Here is a 22,844-nt window from a genome sequence, read left to right as displayed (position 1 = left end):
CCGGCTCCGGCGCGATCAGTCGGCCGCCGCGGGCGCGGGCTCGGCCTCCGCGTCGGGCAGTTGACCCACGAGATATTCGGCCAGCCCGCCGATCGTCGGGTAGTCGAACACCGCGGTCGCGTTGATCGTGAACTTGCCGCCGAACTGGCTGTGCAGCCGGTTGCGCAGCTCGATCGCCATCAGCGAGTCGGTGCCGAGGTCCAGGAACCGGCTCGTCGCCGCGGGCGGCGACGCCAGGCGCAGGAAGTTCTGCACCTCGCGCTGCAGGAACTCGGTGACGAAGCCGGCGCGCTGCGGCACCGGGATCTCCATCAGCTGCTTGAGCAGCTCGCTGTCCCCGGTCACCTCGCCCTCCGGTCGCGGGAGCACCAGATCGAGGATCGGCGGCCGCGTCGCACCCAGCAGCTTGGCGGCCCGTGCCCAGTTCGCCTTGACCACCGTCGCTTGCGCGGTGCCGTTGGCGACCACTTCGGCGAGCCCGTTGAGCGCCGCCGACGGCTCCAGCGGCACCAGGCCCTGCGCGTTGAGGTTGGCGCGGGCGGCCTCCGACGACGCCATACCGCCGTCGGCCCACGGACCGAAGTTCACGCCGGTGGCCGGCAGGCCCTGGGCGCGGCGACGCGCGACCAGGCCGTCGAGCAGCGCGTTGGCCGTCGCGTAGTTGGCCTGACCCGGTGAGCCGAACACGCTCGACACCGACGAGGACACGATGAAGAAGTCCAGGCCGTCGGTCATCCGGTCGAGGTGGTAGGCGCCGAACGCCTTGGGCGCCAACGTCGTCCGGAAACGCTCGACGTCCTGCTGGGACAGCAGCGCGTCGTCGAGCACGCCCGCGAGGTGCACCACCCCGGCCAGCGGCGGCAGCTCGGTGCGGATCCGGTCCAGGAGCGCGGCCACCTCCGCCTCGTCGCCGACGTCGGCCGAGTACGTGTGGATGCGGCACTTGAAGCGCTCGGTGATCTCCTCGATCGTGCGCTGCGCCTCGGCATCGGGTGCGCGCCGACTGGTCAGCACGATGTCACCCGCCCCCAGCTGCGCCAGGTACGCCGCCGTGTGCAGACCGATAGCGCCCAGCCCGCCGGTGATCAGGTAGCTCCGATCAGGCTGCGGTGCAAGCGGATTCGGGATCTGCAACACGATCTTGCCGATGTGCCGGGCCTGCTGCATCCGGCGGAACGCCGTCCTGGCCTCGGTCAGCGGGTAGATCTCGGCGGGCAGCGGAGCCCACTCGCCGGCAGCGAGGCCGTCGGACACCTCGGTCAGCAGCTTCCGGATCCGTTCGGGCTCCTGGAAGGTCACCGTGTCCAGCGCGACGATCTCGTAGGCGATGTCGGGCCGGACCGCGGCCATCTGCTCGGGCGTCCAGATGTCGCGCTTGGCGATCTCGGCGAACCGACCGTTCTGTGCGGTGGCCCGCACCGTCGCCTCGATGAAGCCCTCGTTGGTCAGGCTGTTGAGCACCACGTCGACGCCCGCACCGCCGGTGTCCGCCAGGATCTGATCGGCGAAATCGGTGGTGCGCGAGTCGTAGACGTACTTCACGCCCATCTTCTGCAGCGTCGCGCGTTTGAACGTGCTGGCGGTCGCGAACACGACGGCCCCGTGTTGCTGGGCCATCTGGATCGCGGCCAGCCCGACGCCACCGCTGGCAGCGTGGATCAGCACCCGGTCGCCGGGCTGCAGCTGCGCCCAGTCGAACGCGAGCCGGGTCGTCAGCGCGGCTGCCGGGATGGTCGCCGCCGCGACGGGATTCAGCCCCTCTGGCACCGGCGCCACCAACTGAGCGGGCACGTTGAACCGGCTGGCAAACGCGCCCTGCATGAAGCCGTACACCCGCTGGCCCACCTCGAGGCCGGTCACCCCGTCACCCAATTGCGTGACCACGCCGGCGAAATCGCCGCCGATGGGTCCGGGATCACCTGGGTACAGGCCGAGCACGTTGAGGACGTCGCGGAAGTTCAGGCCCGCCGCCTCGACGCGGACCTGCACGTAACCCTCGGCAGGCGACGGCACGTCCGCCTCGGTCAGCCGCAGGTTGTCGATCGCACCGCGCTCGGTCGGGGCCAGCACGTAATCGGTGGACCGCGGCACGGTCAGGTGACCGCTGCGGGCCCACGGCAGCAGCCGCGACGCCAGCAGCTTGCCTTGGCGCAGCGCCAGTTCCGGCTCCTCGACCGGGGTGGCGAGCAGGTCGGCCAGCGCCCGCACCGCCTCCGGCGAACCGTCACAGTCGACCAGCTTGCAGCGCAGCGCCGGTTCCTCGTTGATCGTGGTGCGCCCGAAGCCCCACAGCGCCGCCTGCACCGGATCGGTGAACTCGCCGGATTCGGTGGCCACCGCCCGCTCCGTGGCGATCCACAGCCCGCCGGGCAGTGTGATCTCACCGCGCTGCACGGTGTGCACCGCGCTGAGCAGATCGGCGATCTCGGTCTCGATCCGTGCGGCGACGTCGGCGGTCGACTCGTCCGCGCGCGGCGCCGTGGCGCGCCACACCACACCGGAGAACGGCAGACCGCGCTCGTGTGCCTGGGTCAGCAGTTCGCCCAGCGACTCGCTGTCCGCGGACCGATCGGCCGGAATGCAGCCGGGCACCGTCGCGGCCAGCTCGTCGAATCCGGAGATCAGCCAGGTGCCGTCGGGGGAGGCCGACGCGGGCAGCGGCACCTCATGCCAGCCGAGCGTGTACAGCAGCCGGGTGGCGTCGCCGCCGAGACCGCGCAGCAGCGCCTCGCGCGGCGCCCGCTTGACCGTGAACTCGCGGATGCCGCCGAGCGGACGCCCGTCGCGGCTCACGAAATCGAGGTCGAAGACCTGGGTTTCGCTGTCGAGCTCGCTGTTGTGCCAGCGCGCCCGGCAGTAGAACCGGCGCGGCATCTTCTCCCGCAGCGACACCTGTCCGTAGCGCAGCGGCAGGAACAGGTCGCTGACCCCCTGCTCGGCGGCCAGCAGCGCGGGGAACGCCGGGAACGCGACGCCGGTGCACAGGTCCATCAGCACCGGGTGCATCGGCTCGGCGCCCAGCTGCTCGGCGAGTTCCTCACCGACGAACACGTCGCCGATCGCCTCACCGTCGCCGAGCCACAACGACTTCAGCGACCCCGACCAGGTCGGGCCCCACGCCAGTTCCATGTCGGCGAACGTCTCGAACAGGTCCTGCGGGCGCATGCGGTTGCACCGCTCGATCGCCTCGTCGACCGGATCCTCGGCCACCGGCGCCTCGTCGAGCCCGCTGACGACAGTGCCGTCGGCGTTCAGCGACCACTCGGCGCCGCGTTCGCCGTACGGGCGGCTGTGCACCTGGAACGTCCACTGGCCGTCGCCCTCACCGGGGCGCAAGGTCAGCTGCACCTCGCGAGAGCTCTTCTCCGGCAGGATGATCGGCTCGTAGAAGAACACGTCCTTGACCCGCGCCGGCGCACCGACCGCGGTCAGCGCCATGGCGGCATACGTCGCACCCGGCACGACGACCGTGCCGTAGATGACGTGGTCGGACAGCCACGGCTGCGACTTGACCGACAGCCTGCTGGTGTAGACGGTGTCGCCGGACGCCAGTTCCTTGGCGCTGCCCAGGATTCCGGACGACGCGGGTCCGTCGACGGCGATGCTGGTGGTCCTCGGCCAGAACCGGCGGCGCTGGAACGGGTAGGTCGGCAGTTCCAGCGGCGAGCCCGGTTCGCGGTACAGCGCGGCGAAATCGGGCCGGTGCCCGCCGACGTAGGCCGCGGCCAACGCATCGGCGATCTGGCGCCGGTCGGCCACGCCCTTGCGCAGCGAGGCGATCGCCCGCGGGGCGGCCATGTGCTCGGGCCACACCTGCACCGCGGCGCCGGTCAGCACCGGTTGCGGGCCGATCTCCATCAGCACCGAGCAGCCCAGCGCCGCGACGGTGCGCACGCTCTCGGCGAACTGCACCGGCTGGCGCGAATGCCGCCGCCAGTATTGCGCGTCGAGGGGGTTCTGCGCGGTCAGCACCGCACCGGTGCGGTTGCACACCAGCGGCAGCGTCGGCGCGGCGAACTCGAATTGCGCGGCGAAGGCCTCGAATTCGTCGAGCACCGGGTCGAGCAGTTCGGAGTGGAACGCGTGGCTGGTCTCCAGCCAGGTGCACCGGATGCCCTCGTCGGAGAACTTCTCGACGATCTGCTCGAGATCACCGCCCGGGCCCGACAACACGGTGTTGGGTCCGTTGTAGGCGCCGACGGACACCCGCGGGAATTCGCCTGCGACCTGCTCGACGTGCTTGGCGTCGGCGAAGATCGCGACCATGCGCCCGCCCTCGGGCAGGCTGCCGAACATCCGGCCGCGCTCGGCCATCAGGCGGGCGCCGTCCTCGAGGCTGAACACCCCGGCCACACAGGCGGCGGCGTACTGGCCGACGCTGTGGCCCAGCACGACATCGGGTTCGATGCCCCACGACTGCCACAGCCGCGCCAGCCCCATCTCGATCGCGAACAACGCCGGCTGTGCAAACGACGTGTGCCGCAACCGTTCCCCGGTCTCGCGGTCGGCCGCGAACACCACGTCCAGCAGCGGAACCGGCAACAAATCGCGCACGGCGTCCGCGCAGCGCGTCACGGTCTCGGCGAACACGGGTTCGGCCTCGAACAGCTCCCGCGCCATCCCCGGGTACTGGCTGCCCTGCCCGGTGAACAGCCACGCGGTGGTGGGCTGATGGGTGTGCTCGCCACGCAGAACACCGGGGCGGGTGCGGTTCTCGGCCACGTCGGCCAGGCCCTGACGGGCGGAGGCCACCGAGTCGACGACCATCGCGGCGCGGTACTCGAAGTGCGACCGGCCGGTGCCCGCGGTGCGGCACACGTCGGCCAGGTCGGCGTCCGGATGCTGGTCGAGCCACGTGTCGTAGCGCTGCGCCAACTCCACCAGCGCCTCGGGGGAGCGTGCGGACAGCGGCAGCACATGCACCGCGGGCTGTTCGCCGCGCTCCTCCGGCTGCGGGGTCTGCGGCGGCTCCTCGATCAGCACGTGCGCGTTGGTGCCGGTGAACCCGAACGAGCTCACGCCCGCGCGCCGCGGCCTGCCGTTGGCCTGCCACGGCACGGCCTTGTCCACCACCTGGACCGGCAGCGTGTTCCACGGGATGTGCGGTGAGGGGTTGTCGAAGTGCAGGCTCTGGGGGAGCAGGTTGTTCTGCAGCGACAGCACGACCTTGATCAATCCGGCTGCGCCCGAGGCGGATTCGGTGTGGCCGATGTTGGTCTTGACCGACCCCATCAGCAGCGGCCGGTCTGCCGGACGCGAATTGCCGTAAGCCGCCGCGGCCGCCTGCACCTCGATCGGATCGCCCAGCGGGGTGCCGGTTCCGTGTGCCTCGAGGTAGTCGATGTCGGCGCCCGTCAGGCCGGCACGGGCCAGCGTCGACTCGATGAGCCGTTGCTGCGCACCGCCGTTGGGCACGGTCAGACCGCTGGAGGCGCCGTCCTGGTTCACCGCGCTCGCCGGGATCACCGCGGCGATCCGGTCGCCGTCGCGGACCGCGTCGCTGTACCGCTTGAGCACCAGGATGCCGCAGCCCTCGCTGCGGACGTAGCCGTCGGCCGATGCGTCGAATGTCTTGCAGCGCCCGACCGGCGACAGCATCCTGGCGCGGGACGCGGCGACGACGGTGACGGGGCTCAGCAGCACGTTCACCCCGCCCGCCAACGCCAGGTCGCAGTCCCCGGCGTGCAACGCCTGCACGGCCTGGTGGACGGCCACCAACGCCGAACTGCACGCGGTGTCCACGGCGACGGCCGGGCCCTCGAGGCCGAGCGCGAACGCGACGCGGCCCGAGATGGCGTTGAGCGCGTTGCCGGTGATGAAGTGGGGCTCGATCTTGTCGATCGACTCGGCGGACAGCAGATGCGCGTACTCGTTGGCGGCCACCCCGGTGAAGATCCCGGTCCGGCTGCCCCGCAGGTCGGCAGGCGCATACCCGGCGCGTTCCAGTCCCTCCCAGACGGTTTCGAGGATCAGCCGCTGCTGCGGCTCGATCCACACCGCCTCACGCGGGGAGATGCCGAAGAACTCGGGATCGAATCCGTCGATGCCGTCGAGGAAGCCGCCGTAGCGGGTGTAGGTCTTGCCGGCGGCGTCCGGGTCGGGGTCGTAGAACTCGTCGATGTCGAAGCGGTCCTCCGGGATCTCCCGGATGGCGTCCACGCCGCCGGACAGCAATTCCCAGAAGGCTTCGGGGTTCGGTGCGCCGGGGAACCGGCACGACACCGCGACGATCGCGATCGGCTCGTCGGTGCGCTCGACCGACACTACCGGCGCCGCCTTGACCGGCTGCTCGGCGAGCCCGAGCACCTCGCCGAGCAGATAGTCGGCGGCGTCGGTCAGCCGCGGCTGGTCCATCACCAGGGTGACCGGGATCTCGGTGCCGAGGCCTTGTTCGAGGCGGCGGCGCAGTTCGACGGCCATCAGCGAGTCCATGCCGAGGTCGAAGAATCCGGCGTCCTCGCGGATCTCGGCGGCATCGACGCGGGTCACCTCGGCCACCGCGTCGCGCAGGTAGTCGGTGAGCAATCGTTTGCGTTGTTGCACAGGCGCGTTGGTAAGCCGCTCGACGAGCTCGGTCCTACTGCCTGCCGACGGTGCCACCGCCGGTACCGCGCTGGGCACCTCACGCTCCACCTCGGCGAGGAACCCACGCCGGCCCGCCTGCTGGTACAGCGGCAGGAAGCGGCTCCAGTCGATACGGGCCACCACGCCCTGCGCCAGGCCCGGGGCCACCACGTCGGCCAGCCCGGCCAGCGCATCGGCGGGGGACAGCGTGTGCACGCCGCGCTGTTCGAGCCGCGCCCGCGACTCGGCGTCGGCCATACCGGCCGACCACGGTCCGAAGTTGACGCTGGTCGCGGGGATGCCGCGGTCGCGAAGGCTGACGGCCAGCCCGTCGAGGAACGCGTTCGCCGCGCCGTATGCGGTCTGTCCGAACCCGCCCCACACCGACGCGATCGAGGAGGTGCTGATGAAGAAGTCCAAGGCCATGTCGTTCGCAGCCTCGCTCAGATGCCAGGCACCCCAGACCTTTCCGGCGAACACGCGGTCCACCTCGGCGTCGTCGAGGTCGCTGAGCGGCGTGGTGCCGATCTCGCCGGCGGCGTGCACGATGCCCGCCAGCGGCGGGAGATCGGCGATGCCGGTGAGCAGGCGCGCGACGTCGTGGGCATCAGCGACGTCAGCGGCGACCGTCCGGATCTCGGTGCCGTGCTGCGCCGTCAGGACATCGATGCGTTCACGCACCGCGTCCGCCGGCTCGCGGCGGCTGGTGAGGACCAGATGACGTGCGCCGTGCGCGGCGAGGTAACCGGCGATCTCGAGACCGATCGATCCCAGCCCGCCGGTCACCAGGTACGTTGCGTCCGAACGCAGTTCGAGCGACGATCCGCTGGGCTGCCCAGCCCGGCGGATGAGCCGCGGAACGTGGACGTCCGAACCGCGCACCGCCAGCTGGTCGTCGGTGACCGGCGACGAACCCGTTGCGGTCATCCGGTCGAGCAACCGCGTCCATTCGTCGGCCGAGCAGTCGGCCAGATCGGCCAGCCCGCCCCACAACTGCGGGAATTCCAGCGATGCGGCGCGGCCGAAGCCCCACAGGCAGCTCTGGTCCGGAGCGACGCGGTCGGTGTCGACGACCCGCTGCGCGCCGCGCGTCACGAGCCAGACCGGTGCGCGCAGACCGGCGGCCACCGCGCGGAACAGTCGCCGGGTGCCGCCTATGATCTGGTGCTGCATCCGCAACAACGACCGCATCGACGGCGCGGCGGCGGAGTCCAGCGCGGCGACGTGCACGATGCGCACCGCCGGATCTGCGGCCCGCAGGGTCTGCTCGAGTTGCTCCTGGTCGGTGTCGGAGGTCGGCAGTCCGACGAAGCGGTGGGCGTGGCCGCGGGCGGTGAGCGCCTCGACCAGGGGCCGGACCGCGGCGCTATCGTCGCCGATGAGCAGCCACGTGCCCGCTTCGGCGGCCGCCGGCCCGGGTGCGCCCGCCCGCTCCCAGCGGATCTCGTAGCGCGCGTCCGCGACGGACTGCGTCGAACGCTGCTGATTGTGTTGTGCCGCAAGCTTGCTCAGCACGTCGAGGGTCTGCTGGTCGGTGGTGTCGCCGAGCAGCGTGGCGAGTTCGGAGATCCGGCCGTCCTCGAGCAGCCGCACGGCTTCGGTGGGCGCCGCGGACGGGGCGGTCTGTGCGGCGTCGGTGTCGGCTGCGGTGTCGGGCCGGTTGTCGGAGAACCAGTACTGGCGGTGCTCGAACGGATAGGTGGGCAGGTCCAGCTTGCGCGCATCGGGCCTGCGGAACGCCGCGAACTGCGGCATGTGGCCGAGCGCGTACGCGTCGGCGAGCGCTTCGGTGATCTGCCGGTGGTCGGCAACGTTGCGGCGCAGCGACGCGATCGCGCGGGGCGCGGAGGCGGGGTCGGGCCAGGCCGCCAGCGCCGCGGCGGTGAGCACCGGTCGCGGACCGATCTCGAGCAGCACCTTGCAGTTCATCTCGGCAAGCGTGCGCACGCTCTTGGCGAACTCCACCGGTTGCCGGGCGTGCCTGCGCCAGTACGCACCGTCCAGCTTGACGCTGCGGCCGAGCGCCGCGCCGGTCCGGTTGTCGATCAGAATCCGTTGCGGCACAGCGAAGTCGAATTGCTGCGCGTATGCCTCGAACTCGTCGAGGATCGGGTCCAGCAGCGCCGAGTGGAACGCGTGGCTGGTCTCGAGCCAGTCGCACCGCACACCGTCACCGACCAGTGCGGCCACGGCTTGTTCGAGATCGGTTGCCGGACCGGACAGTACGGTGTTCGCGCCGTTGTAGGCGGCCACCGACAGGCTCGGGTACCGGTCGGTCAGGCTCTCCACCCGCTCGGCGGGCGCGAACACCGCCGCCATCCGCCCGCCCGCGGGCAGGCTGCCGAACAGCCGGCCGCGTTCGGCCATCAACCGGGTGCCGTCCTCGAGGCTCAGCACCCCGGCCACGCACGCGGCGGCGTACTGGCCGACGCTGTGGCCGAGTACGACGTCGGGCTCGAGGCCCCACGACTGCCACAGCCGTGCGAGGCCCATTTCGACCGCGAACAGCGCCGGCTGCGCGTACGCGGTCTGCCGCAGCGTCTCGTCCGCATCATCGACGGCGAAAATCACGTCGAGCAACGGCTTTTCGAGCACACCGGCGATCGCGTCCGCGCACTGCCGGACCGTCTCGGCGAACACGGGCTCGGTGTCGAACAGTTCCCTGGCCATGCCGGGGTACTGGCTGCCCTGCCCGGTGAACAGCCACGCCGTCTTGGGTGCGTCCTGCGATTCGCCGCGGACCAGGCCGGGGGCGGGCCGATCGTCGGCGAGCGCGCCCAGCAGTTCGACGGCCGACTCGCGCGAGTTCACCACCAGCGCGGCGCGCTGCTCCAGATGCGCCCGCGCCGTCCCCGCGGTGAAGCACACGTCGGCCAGCGCGGCCTCCGGGTGCTCGGTCAGCCAGGTGCGGTAACTGTCCGCGAGCTGCACCAGCGCGGTCGGGGTGCGCGCCGACAGCGGCAGCAGGCTGAACGTCGCGTCGGGCTCGTCGGCGGATTGCTCGGGCCGCGCAGGCTCGGGCGCCTCCTCGAGGATGACGTGGGCGTTGGTGCCTGCGAAGCCGAACGAGCTGACCCCCGCGATGCGCGGGCGGCCGTTGCGCTCCCAGGGAATCGTCTCGGTGACCACCTCGACGGGCAGCCGATCCCACGGGATGTGCGGCGACGGGGTCTCGAAGTTCAGGTGCTTGGGCAGCGCCTGGTGCTCGAGCGACAGGATCACCTTGATGACGCCGGCGATACCCGCGGCGGCTTCCAGGTGGCCGATGTTGGTCTTCGCCGAACCGATGAGCAGCGGCTGGTCGGCCGCGCGGCCGGGACCGAACGCCGCACCGGCGGCCTGCGCCTCGATCGGGTCGCCCAGCGATGTGCCGGTGCCGTGCGCCTCGAGGTAGCCGACGTCGCTGGGCTGCAGGCCCGCCCGGTTGAGCGCATCGGTGATGACCCGCTGCTGGGCCACCCCGTTGGGCACCGTCAAACCGCCGGAGGCGCCGTCCTGGTTGACCGCGCTGCCGCGGATCACGGCGCGGATCCGGTCCCCGTCGCGCAGCGCGTCCTCGAGCCGCTTGACGACGATGACACCGCAGCCCTCGCCGCGCACGTAGCCGTCGGCGGCGGCGTCGAACGTCTTGCAGCGGCCGTCGGGGGCGAGCATGCGGGCGTTGGAGAACGTGATCATGGTCGCCGGGGTGAGCAGGACGTTCGCGCCACCGGCCAACGCCAGGTCGCATTCGCCGAGCTGCAGCGCCTGGCAGGCCTGGTGGATCGCCACCAGCGACGAACTGCACGCGGTGTCGACGGCGACCGCGGGACCCTGCAGCCCGAGCCGGTAGCTGATGCGGCCGGCCGCGGCGGCGTTCGACGTCCCGATCGCCATGTACGCCTCGATCTCGGGGTACGACAGCTCATCGGACACCATGCCCAGGTAGTCGTGGGTGGCCAGACCCACGAACACACCGGTGTTGGAGTTCGCCAGCGAGGTCGGCGCGATGCCCGCGTGTTCGACCGCGCGCCACGCGGTCTCCAGCAGCAGCCGGTGCTGCGGGTCCACCAGGCGGGCCTCGCGCGTCGACATCCCGAAGAACGGCGCATCGAAACCGGTGGAGTCCTCGACGAACCCCGCGCGGCGGGTCACCACCTTGCCGGGCGCACCGGGTTCGGGGTCGAAGAAGTCGTCGACGTTCCAGCGGTCGGCGGGCACGTCGGAGATCGCGTCGCGGCCTTCACGCAGCAGGTCCCAGAACTCGTCGGCGTCCTGAGCCCCTGGGAATCGCGCCGCGTATCCGACGATCGCAAAACGAGCAGCTTCGTTCGGTTGTGCGGCAGATCCCATGCCCGTGTCGACCTCCATAGCATTGATTGGTCGGAACATGACCTCGCGGGCCGCCTGTCGCGCCCGAAAATAACGTTCCCCCGACGCACACTATGGCATGTCGTCAAGCCATATGCGCGTCGCCGCCGGGCGGCCCGCAGCACGGGCCGGGCAACCGCGTGTCGGGCGGGAGTATGTTGATCCGGCGACTGCCGATGCCGGGTCTTCAGCCGGCGGATCGGGCAGCACTGGGAAGGACACAAGCTTTTGCGCATCGGCAAGATCACGGTTGGCGCACTTGATGAATGGTCGTTGAGCCCGGGTTCTGTCACGTCGTGGCATCCGACGGCCGCGGCGGTCGAGAAGGCCCGGCAGGCGCCGGTGAGCTCGGTGCCGGTCAGCTACATGCAGGGCCAGCATCTGCGGAACTACTGCGAGCGCACCGCCGCGGGCCTGAACTTCTCCCGGCAGATCATCGCCAGCTGTGAGGTTGCCGGCCAGTGCGACATCGCCGCCATGGACCACGCGGTCAACGCCTATCTGCGCCGGCACGACACGTTCCGCAGCTGGTTCGAGCACGCCGGCGACGGCGAGTTCATCCGGCACGCGCTCGAGGACCCCGCCGACATCGAGTTCGTCCCGATCGACCACGGCACCATGACCGTCGAGCAGATCCGTGAGCACGTCGTGGGCATCCCCAGCCCGCTGGAGTGGGGCTGCTTCACGTTCGGGATCATCCAGAACGACGGCCGGTTCACGTTCTTCGCGGCCATGGACCACGTGCACGGCGACGCCACCCTGATCGGCACCACGATGCTCGAGGCCAACGGCATGTACTCGGCGCTGAGCAGCGGCGGAGAGGCCCTCGTGCTGCCCGAGCCCGGCAGCTTCGACGAGTTCTGCATCCGCGAGCGCGAGCGCACCGCCGACCTGACCGTGGACTCGCCGGACGTCCGGGCCTGGATCGACTTCGCCGAGAGCAGCGGCGGCAGCTTCCCGGAGTTCCCGCTGCCGCTGGGCAACCACCTGGAGGCCACCCGCAGCGACATGACGACCGAGGTCCTGATGGACACGGCGCAGACCGAGCGCTTCGAGGCGGCGTGCGCTTCGGCCGGTGCGCGGTTCGTCGGGGGCCTGTTCGCCTGCCTGGCCCAGGTCGAGCACGAGCTGACCGGCGCGCTGACCTACTACGGGCTCACCCCCCGGGACTCCCGATCGGCGACGGACAACTTCATGACGCAGGGCTGGTTCACCGGCCTGATCCCGATCACGGTCCCGATCGGCGCCGCCTCCTTCGCCGACGCGGCGTGGTCGGCGCAGGCGTCGTTCGACTCGAACCTGAACATGGCCAAGGTGCCGTACTACCGGGTGCTCGAACTGGCACCGGAGTTGGACTGGCCGCGGCCGAACTTCCCGGTGTCGAACTTCTTCCATGCCGGCGCCGCGCCTCTGAACGCGGTGCTCGCCGCCGCCGACATGGGACTGGCCGACAACATCGGGATCTATCCGGACGGCCGGTTCTCCTACCAGCTGACGATCTACATCTTCCGGTACGGCGAGGGCACGGTGATGGCGATCATGCATCCCGACAATCCGGTCGCCGCCAAGTCGGTCACCCGCTACATGAAGACGATGCGGTCGGTGTGCGCTCTGGTCGCCGACAGCGGCAATTGGGGGCGCGTCGCTTAGCGTGGAGCATCAGTACGGTTTTGGGATAAGGACGATATGCGGCGGTTAGCCGATTTTGTGGTGCGGTGGCCGTGGGCGGTCATCGGGGTGTGGGTGGCGCTGCTCGTCGCGCTCCCGCTGAGCTTCCCGTCGCTCGGCGAGATGGCGCAGAAGCATCCGCTGGCGATCCTGCCCGCCGACGCGCCCTCGACCGTGACGGCCACCAAGATGGCCGAGGCGTTCGGCGAGTCCGGCAACGACGACCTGCTGCTGGTCGCGCTGATCAACGAGAACGGGCTGACCCGCCAGGACGAGGACGCCTACCGCAAACTCGTCGACGACCTGCGCGACAACGTCACCGACGTGGTGTCGGTGCAGGACTTCATCGCCACCCCGCAACTGCGGCCGTTCCTCACCAGCGAGGACAAGACGACCTGGGTGTTGCCGGTCAGCCTCGAAGGCGAACTGGGCACCCCGCGGGCGTTCGACTCGTTCAACCGCGTCTCCGACATCATCCGGCAGAGCGTCGCGGGCAGTTCGGTGGACGCGTACGTGACGGGCCCGGCCGCCACCGTCGCCGACCTGACGGTGGCCGGTGAGCAAGACCGGCTACCGATCGAGATCGCGATCGCGGTGCTGGTGCTCGGCGTGCTGCTGCTGGTGTACCGAAGCCTGGTCACGATGCTGCTGCCGCTGATCACCATCGGCTCGTCGCTGCTGATCGCGCAGGGCGCGGTGGCCGGCTATTCGCAACTGACCGGCGCCGGCGTGTCCAACCAGTCGATCGTCTTCCTCAGCGCGATCATGGCCGGCGCGGGCACCGACTACGCGGTGTTCCTGATCAGCCGCTACCACGACTACCTGCGCTCGGGCGACGGCTACGAGCACGCGGTCAGGGCGGCGATGTCCTCGATCGGCAAGGTCATCACCGCCTCGGCGGCGACGGTCGGCCTGACGTTTTTGATGCTGAGCTTCGCGCAGATGGGCGTGTTCAAGACCGTCGGCGTGTCCTCGGCGATCGGCATCGGCATCGCGTATCTGGCCGGCATCACGCTGCTCCCGGCGATCCTCGTGCTGGCCGGGCCGCGCGGCTGGGTCAAACCGCGGCGCGAGCTGACCGCCCGGTTCTGGCGGCGCTCCGGCATCCGCATCGTGCGCCGGCCGGTGCCGCACCTGGTGGCCAGCCTGCTGGTGCTGGCGCTGCTGGCCGGCATCGCGGTGTTCGGCGACTACAACTACGACGACCGCAAGGTGGTCGACGCGTCGGCGCCCAGTTCGGTCGGCTACGCCGCGCTCGAACGCCATTTCCCGATCAGCCAGTCGATCCCCGAGTACATCCTGATCCAGTCGCCGCACGACCTGCGCTCGCCGCGGGCGCTCGCCGACCTCGAGCAGCTGGCCTCGCGCGTCGCGCAGCTGCCGAACATCGGGCTGGTCAGCGGCATCACCCGCCCGGTCGGCGAGGTGCCGCAGGAGTTCCGGGCCACCTTCCAGGCCGGCATCGTCGGCGACCGGCTGGCCGACGGGTCCGCCCAGATCGGCCAGCGCACCGGCGATCTGAATCGGTTGACCGACGGCGCGAACACGTTGGCCGACAGCCTCGCCGACGTGCGCGGCCAGATCAACACGATCGCGCCGAGCATCCAGGACCTGGTGAACACCTTCTCGTCGGTGCGCACCGAGTACGGCGGCGACAAACTCGTCCGCGACGTCGAGGTCGCGGCGAAACTGGTCACCAGCATCAACGCGCTCGGCAACTCGATGGGCGTGAACTTCCGGACCGTCCGCGACATGTTCGCCTGGATCGGCCCGGTGCTGGCGGCGCTGAACGGCAACGCGGTCTGCGACGCCAACCCGTCCTGCGTCGACACCCGCCAGCAGTTCCAGCGGCTGGTGGCCGCCCGCGAGGACGGCAGCCTCGACGAGATCAACGGCCTGGCCCAGGAACTCCAGAGCGTGGACGACCGGCAGAGCCTCAACCAGGCGGTGACCAAGCTCAACACCGCGATGGCCAACGTCACCAAGGCCGTCAACGCGATGGGCCTGGACCGTCCCGGCGGCCCGCAACGCGGCCTGGCCGAGTTGCAGCGCGGTGCGAACCGGCTCGCCACCGGAAGCCGCGAAGTCGCCGGCGGGGTGGACGAACTCGTCGAGCAGGTCAAGGTGATCGCCGCCGGGCTCAACGAGGCGTCGACGTTCCTGCTGACCATGCGCAACAACGCCGCCGACCCCAACCAGGCGGGCTTCAACATCCCGTCCGAGGTGCTCGACCTGCCGGACTTCAAAAAGGCGGCGGCGGCGTACATTTCGCCCGACGGGCGATCGGTGCGCTATCTGGTGCAGACCAAGCTCAATCCGTTCAGCGCCGAGGCGATGGACCAGGTCAACGAGATCTCCGACGTCGCCAGGGGCGCGCAGCCGAACACGATGCTGGCCGACGCGACGATCTCGATGGGCGGGTTCCCCGTCGCGCTGCGTGACACCCGCGACTACTACCAGCAGGACATCCGGTTCATCATCGCCGCGACGCTGATCGTCGTGCTGCTGACACTGATGGTGTTGCTGCGTGCGATCATCGCGCCGCTGTACCTCGTCGGATCCGTGGTGGTGTCGTACTTCGCGGCGATCGGCATCGGGGTGCTGGCCTTCCAGATGATCCTCGGCCAGGAATTACATTGGAGCGTGCCACCTTTGGCGTTCGTGGTGCTGGTCGCCGTGGGCGCGGACTACAACATGCTGTTCGTGTCCCGACTGCGTGACGAGTCACCGCACAGCGTGCGCTACGGCGTGATCCGCACGCTGGGCTCGACCGGCGGGGTGATCACCGCAGCAGGCCTGATCTTCGCCGCGTCGATGGCCGGTCTGCTGTTCTCCAGCATCGGCATCGTGATCCAGGGCGGCTTCGTGATCGGGGTGGGAATCCTGTTGGACACCTTCGTGGTTCGCACCATCACGGTGCCCGCGATCGCCGCGCTGGTCGGCCGGGCCAATTGGTGGCCGTCGCGGCTGAGCCCGCCCGCCCCCACCGCACGTGTACCCGCGGACTCGACGAGCTGATGCGGGACAAATCGTGACAACAGCCCAGTCTTCGATCCTGTCGATGCTGCACGGCCGTGCCGGCCTGCGGCCCGACGGCACTGCGTTCACGTTCACCGACTACACCCGCGACCAGGCGGGCGTATCCGAGAGCCTCACCTGGTCGCAGTTGGCGCGACGAACGATGAACGTGGCCCGCGAGATTCGCAGGCACGGGTCGGTGGGGGACCGGGCGGTGATCCTGGCTCCGCAGGGCGTCGAGTACATCCTGGCGTTCCTCGGAGCGATGCAGGCCGGGCTCATCGCGGTCCCGCTTCCGCTCCCGCATCCCGGAGCGGGGCACGAGCGCGCCGATTCCGTGCTCACCGACACCGAACCCGCGGTGGTGCTCACCACGTCCGCTGCCGCGGCCGACGTCGGCGACTTCGTGGGCACGGCGCCGCTGGACACCGCGCCGGCGCTCGTCGAGATCGATTCGCTGCATTTGGACGCCGAGGGCGGGCCCGTCCCCGAGTTGACCGAGCTGCCGAATGTCGCCTACCTGCAATACAGCTCGGGTTCGACGCGGCTGCCCACCGGCGTGATGATCTCCCACCGCAACCTGCAGGTGAACTTCGAGCAGGTGATGGGTCACTTCTTCGGAGGTGCCTCAACCGATGCGACGTTCGTGTCGTGGTTGCCCTTCTACCACGACATGGGGCTGGTGCTGGGCGTCTGCGCACCGATCCTCAGTGGCATTCCCGGTGTGCTGACGAGCCCCACCGCGTTCCTGGAGAGACCCGCAAGGTGGGTACGGGCGCTCGCCGAAAACCCCGGCGCCTTCTCTGCGGCGCCCAACTTCGCCTTCGATCTGGCCGCCCGTAAGACCGCCGACAGGGATCTGGACGGGCTCGACCTCGGTGGAGTGCGCGGCATCATCAACGGCGCCGAGCGCGTCGAGTCGGCGACCTTGGACCGGTTCGCGGACCGGTTCGCGCACTTCAACTTTCGAAGCCACATGCTGCGTCCGTCGTACGGCCTTGCGGAGGCGACGGTGTTCGTCACAGCCGGCACCTGGAGTGATTCCGGCGAGGCTGTCCACTTCGACCCCGACGAGCTGGGCGCCGGGCGGGTTCGACCGAGTGCGGCAGGCAAGGGCGTGGCACTCGTCAAATACCGTGTCTTGCAGGACCCTTCACTGCGGATCGTCGACGACGAGACGCTGCGCGAGTGCCCGCCGGACGTGGTCGGCGAGATCTGGGTGCACGGTGACAACGTCGCCGACGGGTACTGGGGTAAGCCCGCAGGGGAACAGGATTGCTTCGGGGCGACGCTCGTCGACCCGTCGCCGGGCACGCCGGCCGGGCTCTGGCTGCGCACCGGCGACCTAGGCTTCGTCCACCGCGGCGAACTGTTCATCGTCGGCCGCATCAAGGACCTGCTGATCATCCGCGGCCGCAACCACTATCCCGAAGACATCGAGGCCACCGTGCAGGAGGTCAGCCGCGGCCGCGTCGCGGCGATCGCGGTCCCGGTCGATGGTGCCGAGCGGCTGGTCACGATCATCGAGGTCAAGACGCCCGCCGACGGTGACGAGGCCGCGCAGCGCAGGCTCGGCGAGATCAAAAGCGAAGTCACCGCGGCGATTTCCAACGCGCACGGGCTGAGCGTCGAAGATCTCGTGCTGGTGCCCGCCGGGACGATCCCGACGACGACGAGCGGCAAGATCCGCCGCGCGGCCTGCGTCGAGCAGTACCGGCGCGACGGCTTCCCCAGGGTGGACGCCGCAGCGGGGGCCTCGTCGTGACGACGCCGGGTATGGTTTGGTGGCAGTACGGCCGACAGGCCGGGGAGGTGTGCGCACAGGCATGAAACGATTTCTCGCCCTCGGCTCCGTGCTGACAACCCTCGGCGCCGCAGGAAGTTTCGGCCTCGGAATCGCCGCCGCGGACGAACCGCCCGCCCCGCCGCCGCCGGTCAACCCGACCGACGCGCCGCCGCCGCTGGGCACGCCGGGCCGGGCGTACGCGCTGGGCGGCGCGCACGTGCTGGGCATCCCGTACGACGAATACATCATGCGCACCGGATCGGACTGGTTCCCCGGCCTGGACCGGCAGATCGTCGACTACCCGGCCGGACAGGTGCAGGGGCACACCCTGGAGCGGCTGTTCCCGGGCATCGGCGCCTTCGGGGACCGTTACGTGCCGGGGCTGGGCCTCGACGGGCCCAGCGTCGGCGAGTCGGTCGACGTCGGGACACCGAACGTGATCAACGCGGTCCGCGCGGGCGGGCAGGGCACCGTGATCGGGCTGTCCGAGGGCGCGATGGTGCTCAACGACGTGCAGGCCAAACTCGCCTACGACCCGGCCGCGCCGCCGCCGGATCAGCTGAGCTTCGCGATGTACGGCGACCCGGTGGCCCGGCATGCCTTCGGCGAGAGCTTCCTGACCCAGATGTTCCCGGTCGGCGCCGTGGTGCCGTCGCTGGACTACCGGATCCCGCCGCCGGTCGAGAGCCAGTACGACACCTACCAGTTCGTCTCGGCCTACGACAGCATCGCCGACTGGCCCGACCGCCCCGACAACTGGCTGTCGGTGGCCAACGCGATCGTCGGCCTGGCGACCGGGCACACCGCGGTCGCGTTCACCCGGCCGGAGATGGTGCCGGCGCAGAACATCCGCACGGCCGTCAACTCGCGGGGCGCCAAGACGACGACGTTCATGATCCCCGAGGAGCACCTGCCGCTGGTGCTGCCGTTCAAGTACCTCGGGGTGGAGAAGGACACGCTCAACAAGCTCGACGCGGTGCTCAAACCGTATGTCGACGCGGGCTACTCGCGGCACGACAATCCGCTGACCGCGCCGATCACCGTCGACCCGGTCAACGGTTACGACCCCGCGGAGGTCACCGCGCCCGCCACCCAGGCGGCGTTCGGCGGCGGCGCCGACCCGGTGTCGCAGCTGCTGTCGGGTTTGCAGTACGTGCTGAACAATCAGCCGCAGCCCTGAGTCAGAGCCCGGCGACGCCGACCGCCAGCAGCACCGCACCGACCACGGCCAGCAGCGCGCCGACCCCGCGGCGGCCCTGCGCGCGCAGCCAGTCGTAGAGCGCGGACAACGCGGCCCGGGTGCGCTGTGGGGCGACCAGGTAACACAGCAGCGGGATCTCCACGAGCGCGAACGCCACCACGTTGAACGCCAGCAGCGCGCCCAGTTGCACGGTGGTCGCGGCGCCCGAGGCGACGATGAGGGCCAGCGCAGCGAGGTAGTCGACCGAGGGCAGCGCGATACCCAGGCCCGCGACCCCGGCCGTCCACAGCGACCGGCCGTCGAGCACGCGCCGGGCCCGGGTGGCGACGGGGCCGAACCGGCTGTCCGCGACGTTGACGACGTCCCGGCCGCGGCTCCACACCCCGGCGAGCACCAGCCCCGCGTTGATCAGCAGTACGACGCCGACGACGATCTGCACCACCGGCAGCGTGAAGCGGGCGGTGTCGAGCGCCGGCCGCAGCAGGAACAGGGCGATGACTCCGACGACGGTGCCCATCGCGAAACCGCCCGCGAGGAAGGCGAGCAACTGCCGCGCCGGTTGGGGGCGGTTGATCATCAGAACCGTCATCCCCACTCGGAACGGCTCCAGGCTGACCGCGACGGCCATCACCAAGAGCGTGATCCACATGCGATGCGTCAGTCCCTCGGCCGAGCGGTCGGTTCGCGTCAGGTTACCGGTTTGGGCTCACCGCGATTCCGACCCCCGCCGGTGCCGTATGCACCGTCGATGCCCGGTAGGTGGAACCGGGCCGTGGTGGCTGCGCACGCCATCGTGTGAAGATGGAAGCGATGAGCGCTACAGATTTGAGCCCCTCGACGCTGCGTGAGGCGTTCGGGCACTTCCCGACCGGCGTGATCGCGATCGCCGCCGAGGTGGACGGTGTGCGGGTCGGGCTGGCGGCGAGCACGTTCGTTCCGGTGTCGCTGGACCCGCCGCTGGTGTCGTTCTGCGTGCAGAACACCTCGGAGACCTGGCCCAAGCTCAAGGACCTGCCGTCACTGGGGATCAGCGTGCTCGGCGAGGCGCACGACGCGGCCGCGCGCACGCTGGCCGCCAAGACCGGCGACCGCTTCGCCGGCCTGCAGACCGTGTCGCGGGAGTCGGGCGCGGTGTTAGTCGAGGGCACCAGCGTGTGGCTGGAGAGCGCCATCGAGCAGCTGGTGCCCGCCGGCGATCACACGATCGTGCTGCTGCGGGTCTGCGACATCACCGTGCATCCCGATGTCGCGCCGATCGTGTTCCACCGCAGCACGTTTCGCCGCTTGGGCGCAGGAGACTAGAGCGGCCTAGGGGCAGGCGCCGAGCTCCTCGCGGTAGTTGGCGATACGCTGCTCCAGCTCGGCCGCGTCGGCGGGGCGTCCCTCCCGGCGGGCCAGTTGGGCGCGCGCGCTCAGTTCACGGATCGCGGTGCGAATGTCGTTGGCGTTATGTCGCTGCCGAAGTGCCACGGTGCAACCTTTCGTCGTTGATTGGCCGCTACCCGCAGGGTACCTGCGGTTGCGTAATCGTCAACGGTTGTGCCGAGGTCCTACCGTCGCCTGAAGAGCTTGTCGCCGAGCCACACCACCGGGTCGTACTTGCGGTCGGCGGCGCGCTCTTTCATCGGGATCAGCGCGTTGTCGGTGATCTTGATGTGTTCGGGGCAGACCTCGGTGCAGCACTTGGTGATGTTGCAGAAGCCCAGGCCGTGCACCTCCTGCGCGTCCTCGGCGCGCCGGGAGTGCACGTCGAGCGGATGCATGTCGAGTTCGGCCTGACGCATCAGGAAGCGCGGACCGGCGAACGCCTGCTTGTTCTCCTCGTGATCACGCACGACGTGGCAGACGTTCTGGCACAGGAAGCACTCGATGCACTTGCGGAACTCCTGCGACCGGTTGACGTCTTCCTGCGCCATCCGGTACTCGCCGGGCTGCAGATCCTTCGGCGGTGCGAAAGCCGGGATCTCCCTGGCCTTCTGGTAGTTGAACGACACGTCGGTGACGAGGTCGCGGATCACCGGGAACGTGCGCAGCGGCGTCACGGTGATGACCTCGGTTTCCGAGAACGTCGACATCCGCGTCATGCACAGCAGCCGGGGCCGACCGTTGATCTCCGCCGAGCACGATCCGCACTTACCCGCCTTGCAGTTCCACCGCACGGCCAGATCGCCGGCCTGGGTCTGCTGCAGGCGGTGGATGATGTCGAGCACCACCTCGCCCTCGTTGACCTCGACGGAGAAGTCCTGCAACGCGCCGCCGTCGTCGTCGCCGCGCCACACGCGCATCTTTGCCTGGTAACTCATGCGCCTCTCCTAGACGAGTGGTTGGCGAGCTCTTCGGAGGTGAAGTACTTCTCCAGCTCTTCGATGTCGATCAGCTCCAACAGGTCGTCGCGCATCGGAACCTGGTCCTGGCGGGTGATGTCGATGTCGGGCACGACGGTGTCGCCTTCTGCCCGGCACACCAACAGCGTCTTGCGCCACGACGACTCCATCGACGGATAGTCGTCGCGGGTGTGCCCGCCGCGGCTCTCGGTGCGCTCGAGCGCGGCCTTGGCGATGCACTCGCTGACCAGGATCATGTTGCGCAGGTCGATCGCCAGGTGCCAGCCCGGGTTGAAATGGCGGTCGCCCTCCACCCGTACCCGCTTGTAGCGCTCCCGCAGTTCCGTGAGCTTGTCGATGGCCTCGGACACCTCGTCGGCCTTGCGGATGATGCCGACCAGGCTGTTCATCGTGTCCTGCAGATCGAGTTGCAGGGTGTACGGGTTCTCGGCGGCGTCCCCGTTGGACGGGCCCTCGAACGGGTGTAGCGCCAGCTTCACCGACGCGTCGACCGCGTCGTCGGTCACCTGGGGCCGCTCACCGAGGGCGCGGACGTAGTCGGCCGCGCCCATCCCGGCGCGCCTGCCGAACACCAACAGGTCGGACAGCGAGTTGCCGCCCAGCCGGTTCGAACCGTGCATACCGCCCGAGCACTCACCGGCCGCGAACAGTCCGGGCGTCTTGGCCGCACCGGTGTCCGGGTCCACCTCGATGCCGCCCATCACGTAGTGACATGTCGGCCCGACTTCCATCGGCTCCTTGGTGATGTCAACCTCGGCGAGCTCCATGAACTGGTGATACATCGACGGCAGCCGGCGCTTGATCTCCTCGGCGGGTAGCCGCGAGGCGATGTCGAGGTACACGCCGCCGTGCGGGGTGCCGCGCTCGGCCTTGACCTCGGAGTTGATCGCGCGGGCCACCTCGTCGCGGGGCAGCAGGTCCGGGGTGCGGCGCGCGGAGTCGTTGTCCTTGAGCCACTGGTCGGCTTCCTCGATGCTCTCGGCGTACTGGCCTTTGAACACCGCCGGGATGTAGTCGAACATGAAGCGCTTGCCCTCGGAGTTCTTCAGGACTCCGCCGTCGCCGCGCACACCCTCGGTGACCAGGATGCCCTTGACGCTGGGCGGCCAGACCATGCCGGTCGGGTGGAACTGGACGAACTCCATGTTGATCAGCGTCGCGCCCGCGCGCAGCGCCAGCGCGTGCCCGTCGCCGGTGTACTCCCAGGAGTTCGACGTCACCTTGTAGGACTTGCCGATGCCGCCGGTGGCCAGCACCACCGCCGGCGTCTCGAACAGCACGAACTTGCCGGTCTCGCGGTAGTAGCCGAACGCACCGGCGATCCGGTCGCCGTCCTTGATCAGGTCGGTGATCGTCGTCTCGTGGAACACCCGAATGCGAGCGTCGTAGTCGCCGAACTCTTCCTTGTCCTCCTGCTGCAGCGACACGATCTTCTGCTGCAGGGTGCGGATGATCTCCAGGCCGGTGCGGTCGCCGACGTGGGCGAGCCGCGGGTAGGTGTGGCCGCCGAAGTTGCGCTGGCTGATCCGGCCGTCCTTGGTGCGGTCGAACAGCGCGCCGTAGGTCTCCAGCTCCCACACCCGGTCCGGGGCTTCTTTGGCGTGCAGTTCGGCCATCCGCCAGTTGTTGAGGAACTTCCCGCCGCGCATGGTGTCCTTGAAGTGGACCTGCCAGTTGTCCTTCGGGTTGGCATTGCCCATCGCGGCGGCGCAGCCGCCCTCGGCCATCACCGTATGTGCCTTGCCGAAAAGCGATTTCGTGATGACCGCGACCTTCAGGCCGCGTTCACGTGCCTCGATCACCGCGCGCAACCCGGCGCCACCGGCCCCGATCACGACGACGTCGTAGGAGTGCCGTTCGATTTCCGATGAGCCGCTTGCGCGAAGAGCATCAGTTTCCGCCATCAAATAAA

The 22,844-nt window shown here is 69.7% G+C and carries 10 protein-coding genes; 5 read left to right on the top strand and 5 right to left on the bottom strand.

Annotated elements, in window-relative coordinates; genetic code table 11:
- Positions 1–15: 15 nt before the first annotated feature.
- Entirely contained in the window at positions 16–10,896 is a 10,881-nt protein-coding gene (locus BLW81_RS04180) for a type I polyketide synthase (protein WP_157897579.1), read from the bottom strand.
- Positions 10,897–11,142: 246 nt separating this feature from the next.
- Here BLW81_RS04180 and BLW81_RS04175 point away from each other — a divergent pair, with 246 nt between their 5' ends.
- From BLW81_RS04175 to pe, 4 genes are all read left to right on the top strand, one after another.
- On the top strand, positions 11,143–12,564 hold the full coding sequence (locus BLW81_RS04175) for a condensation domain-containing protein (RefSeq protein ID WP_083406119.1): 1,422 nt from the start codon (positions 11,143–11,145) through the stop codon (positions 12,562–12,564).
- Positions 12,565–12,600: 36 nt separating this feature from the next.
- A complete protein-coding gene (locus BLW81_RS04170; RefSeq protein ID WP_083406118.1) occupies positions 12,601–15,600 on the top strand; it encodes an MMPL/RND family transporter in 3,000 nt (999 codons plus the stop codon).
- A 10-nt stretch (positions 15,601–15,610) separates the two neighbouring features.
- Positions 15,611–17,365, top strand: a complete 1,755-nt coding sequence (locus tag BLW81_RS04165; RefSeq protein ID WP_157897881.1) for an AMP-binding protein — start codon at positions 15,611–15,613, stop codon at positions 17,363–17,365.
- 61 nt (positions 17,366–17,426) lie between these two features.
- Positions 17,427–18,566 (top strand): acyltransferase PE, encoded by a 1,140-nt coding sequence (gene pe, locus BLW81_RS04160; protein ID WP_083406116.1) that lies wholly within the window; start codon positions 17,427–17,429, stop codon positions 18,564–18,566.
- 1 nt (position 18,567) lies between these two features.
- Here pe and BLW81_RS04155 read toward each other — a convergent pair whose 3' ends face one another.
- Positions 18,568–19,236: a GAP family protein gene (locus tag BLW81_RS04155; protein ID WP_083406115.1), complete on the bottom strand. Its 669-nt coding sequence runs from the start codon at positions 19,234–19,236 to the stop codon at positions 18,568–18,570.
- 161 nt (positions 19,237–19,397) lie between these two features.
- On the opposite strand from BLW81_RS04155, the gene BLW81_RS04150 reads away from it, so the two are divergent.
- On the top strand, positions 19,398–19,889 hold the full coding sequence (locus tag BLW81_RS04150; protein WP_083410310.1) for a flavin reductase family protein: 492 nt from the start codon (positions 19,398–19,400) through the stop codon (positions 19,887–19,889).
- Between the two features lie 6 nt (positions 19,890–19,895).
- Here BLW81_RS04150 and BLW81_RS29235 read toward each other — a convergent pair whose 3' ends face one another.
- The 3 genes from BLW81_RS29235 to BLW81_RS04140 form a co-directional block, all read right to left on the bottom strand.
- Entirely contained in the window at positions 19,896–20,057 is a 162-nt protein-coding gene (locus BLW81_RS29235) for a hypothetical protein (RefSeq protein WP_157897578.1), read from the bottom strand.
- A gap of 80 nt (positions 20,058–20,137) precedes the next feature.
- Entirely contained in the window at positions 20,138–20,890 is a 753-nt protein-coding gene (locus BLW81_RS04145) for a succinate dehydrogenase/fumarate reductase iron-sulfur subunit (protein WP_083406114.1), read from the bottom strand.
- Entirely contained in the window at positions 20,887–22,836 is a 1,950-nt protein-coding gene (locus BLW81_RS04140; RefSeq protein WP_083406113.1) for a fumarate reductase/succinate dehydrogenase flavoprotein subunit, read from the bottom strand. The genes BLW81_RS04145 and BLW81_RS04140 overlap by 4 nt, the downstream gene beginning before the upstream one ends.
- Positions 22,837–22,844 lie beyond the last annotated feature (8 nt).

The organism is Mycolicibacterium rutilum, assembly GCF_900108565.1.
Taxonomy (GTDB): Bacteria; Actinomycetota; Actinomycetes; order Mycobacteriales; family Mycobacteriaceae; genus Mycobacterium; species Mycobacterium rutilum.
This window is presented reverse-complemented; position numbering and strand designations above follow the sequence as displayed.

Excerpts from the sequence above, each read along its gene's own strand:
- BLW81_RS04150 (WP_083410310.1), top strand. The coding sequence starts at position 19,398 with ATGAGCGCTACAGATTTGAGCCCCTCGACGCTGCGTGAGGCGTTCGGG.
- pe (WP_083406116.1), top strand. The coding sequence starts at position 17,427 with ATGAAACGATTTCTCGCCCTCGGCTCCGTGCTGACAACCCTCGGCGCC.
- BLW81_RS04145 (WP_083406114.1), bottom strand. The coding sequence starts at position 20,890 with ATGAGTTACCAGGCAAAGATGCGCGTGTGGCGCGGCGACGACGACGGC.
- BLW81_RS04170 (WP_083406118.1), top strand. The coding sequence starts at position 12,601 with ATGCGGCGGTTAGCCGATTTTGTGGTGCGGTGGCCGTGGGCGGTCATC.
- BLW81_RS04155 (WP_083406115.1), bottom strand. The coding sequence starts at position 19,236 with ATGTGGATCACGCTCTTGGTGATGGCCGTCGCGGTCAGCCTGGAGCCG.
- BLW81_RS04140 (WP_083406113.1), bottom strand. The coding sequence starts at position 22,836 with ATGGCGGAAACTGATGCTCTTCGCGCAAGCGGCTCATCGGAAATCGAA.
- BLW81_RS04180 (WP_157897579.1), bottom strand. The coding sequence starts at position 10,896 with ATGGGATCTGCCGCACAACCGAACGAAGCTGCTCGTTTTGCGATCGTC.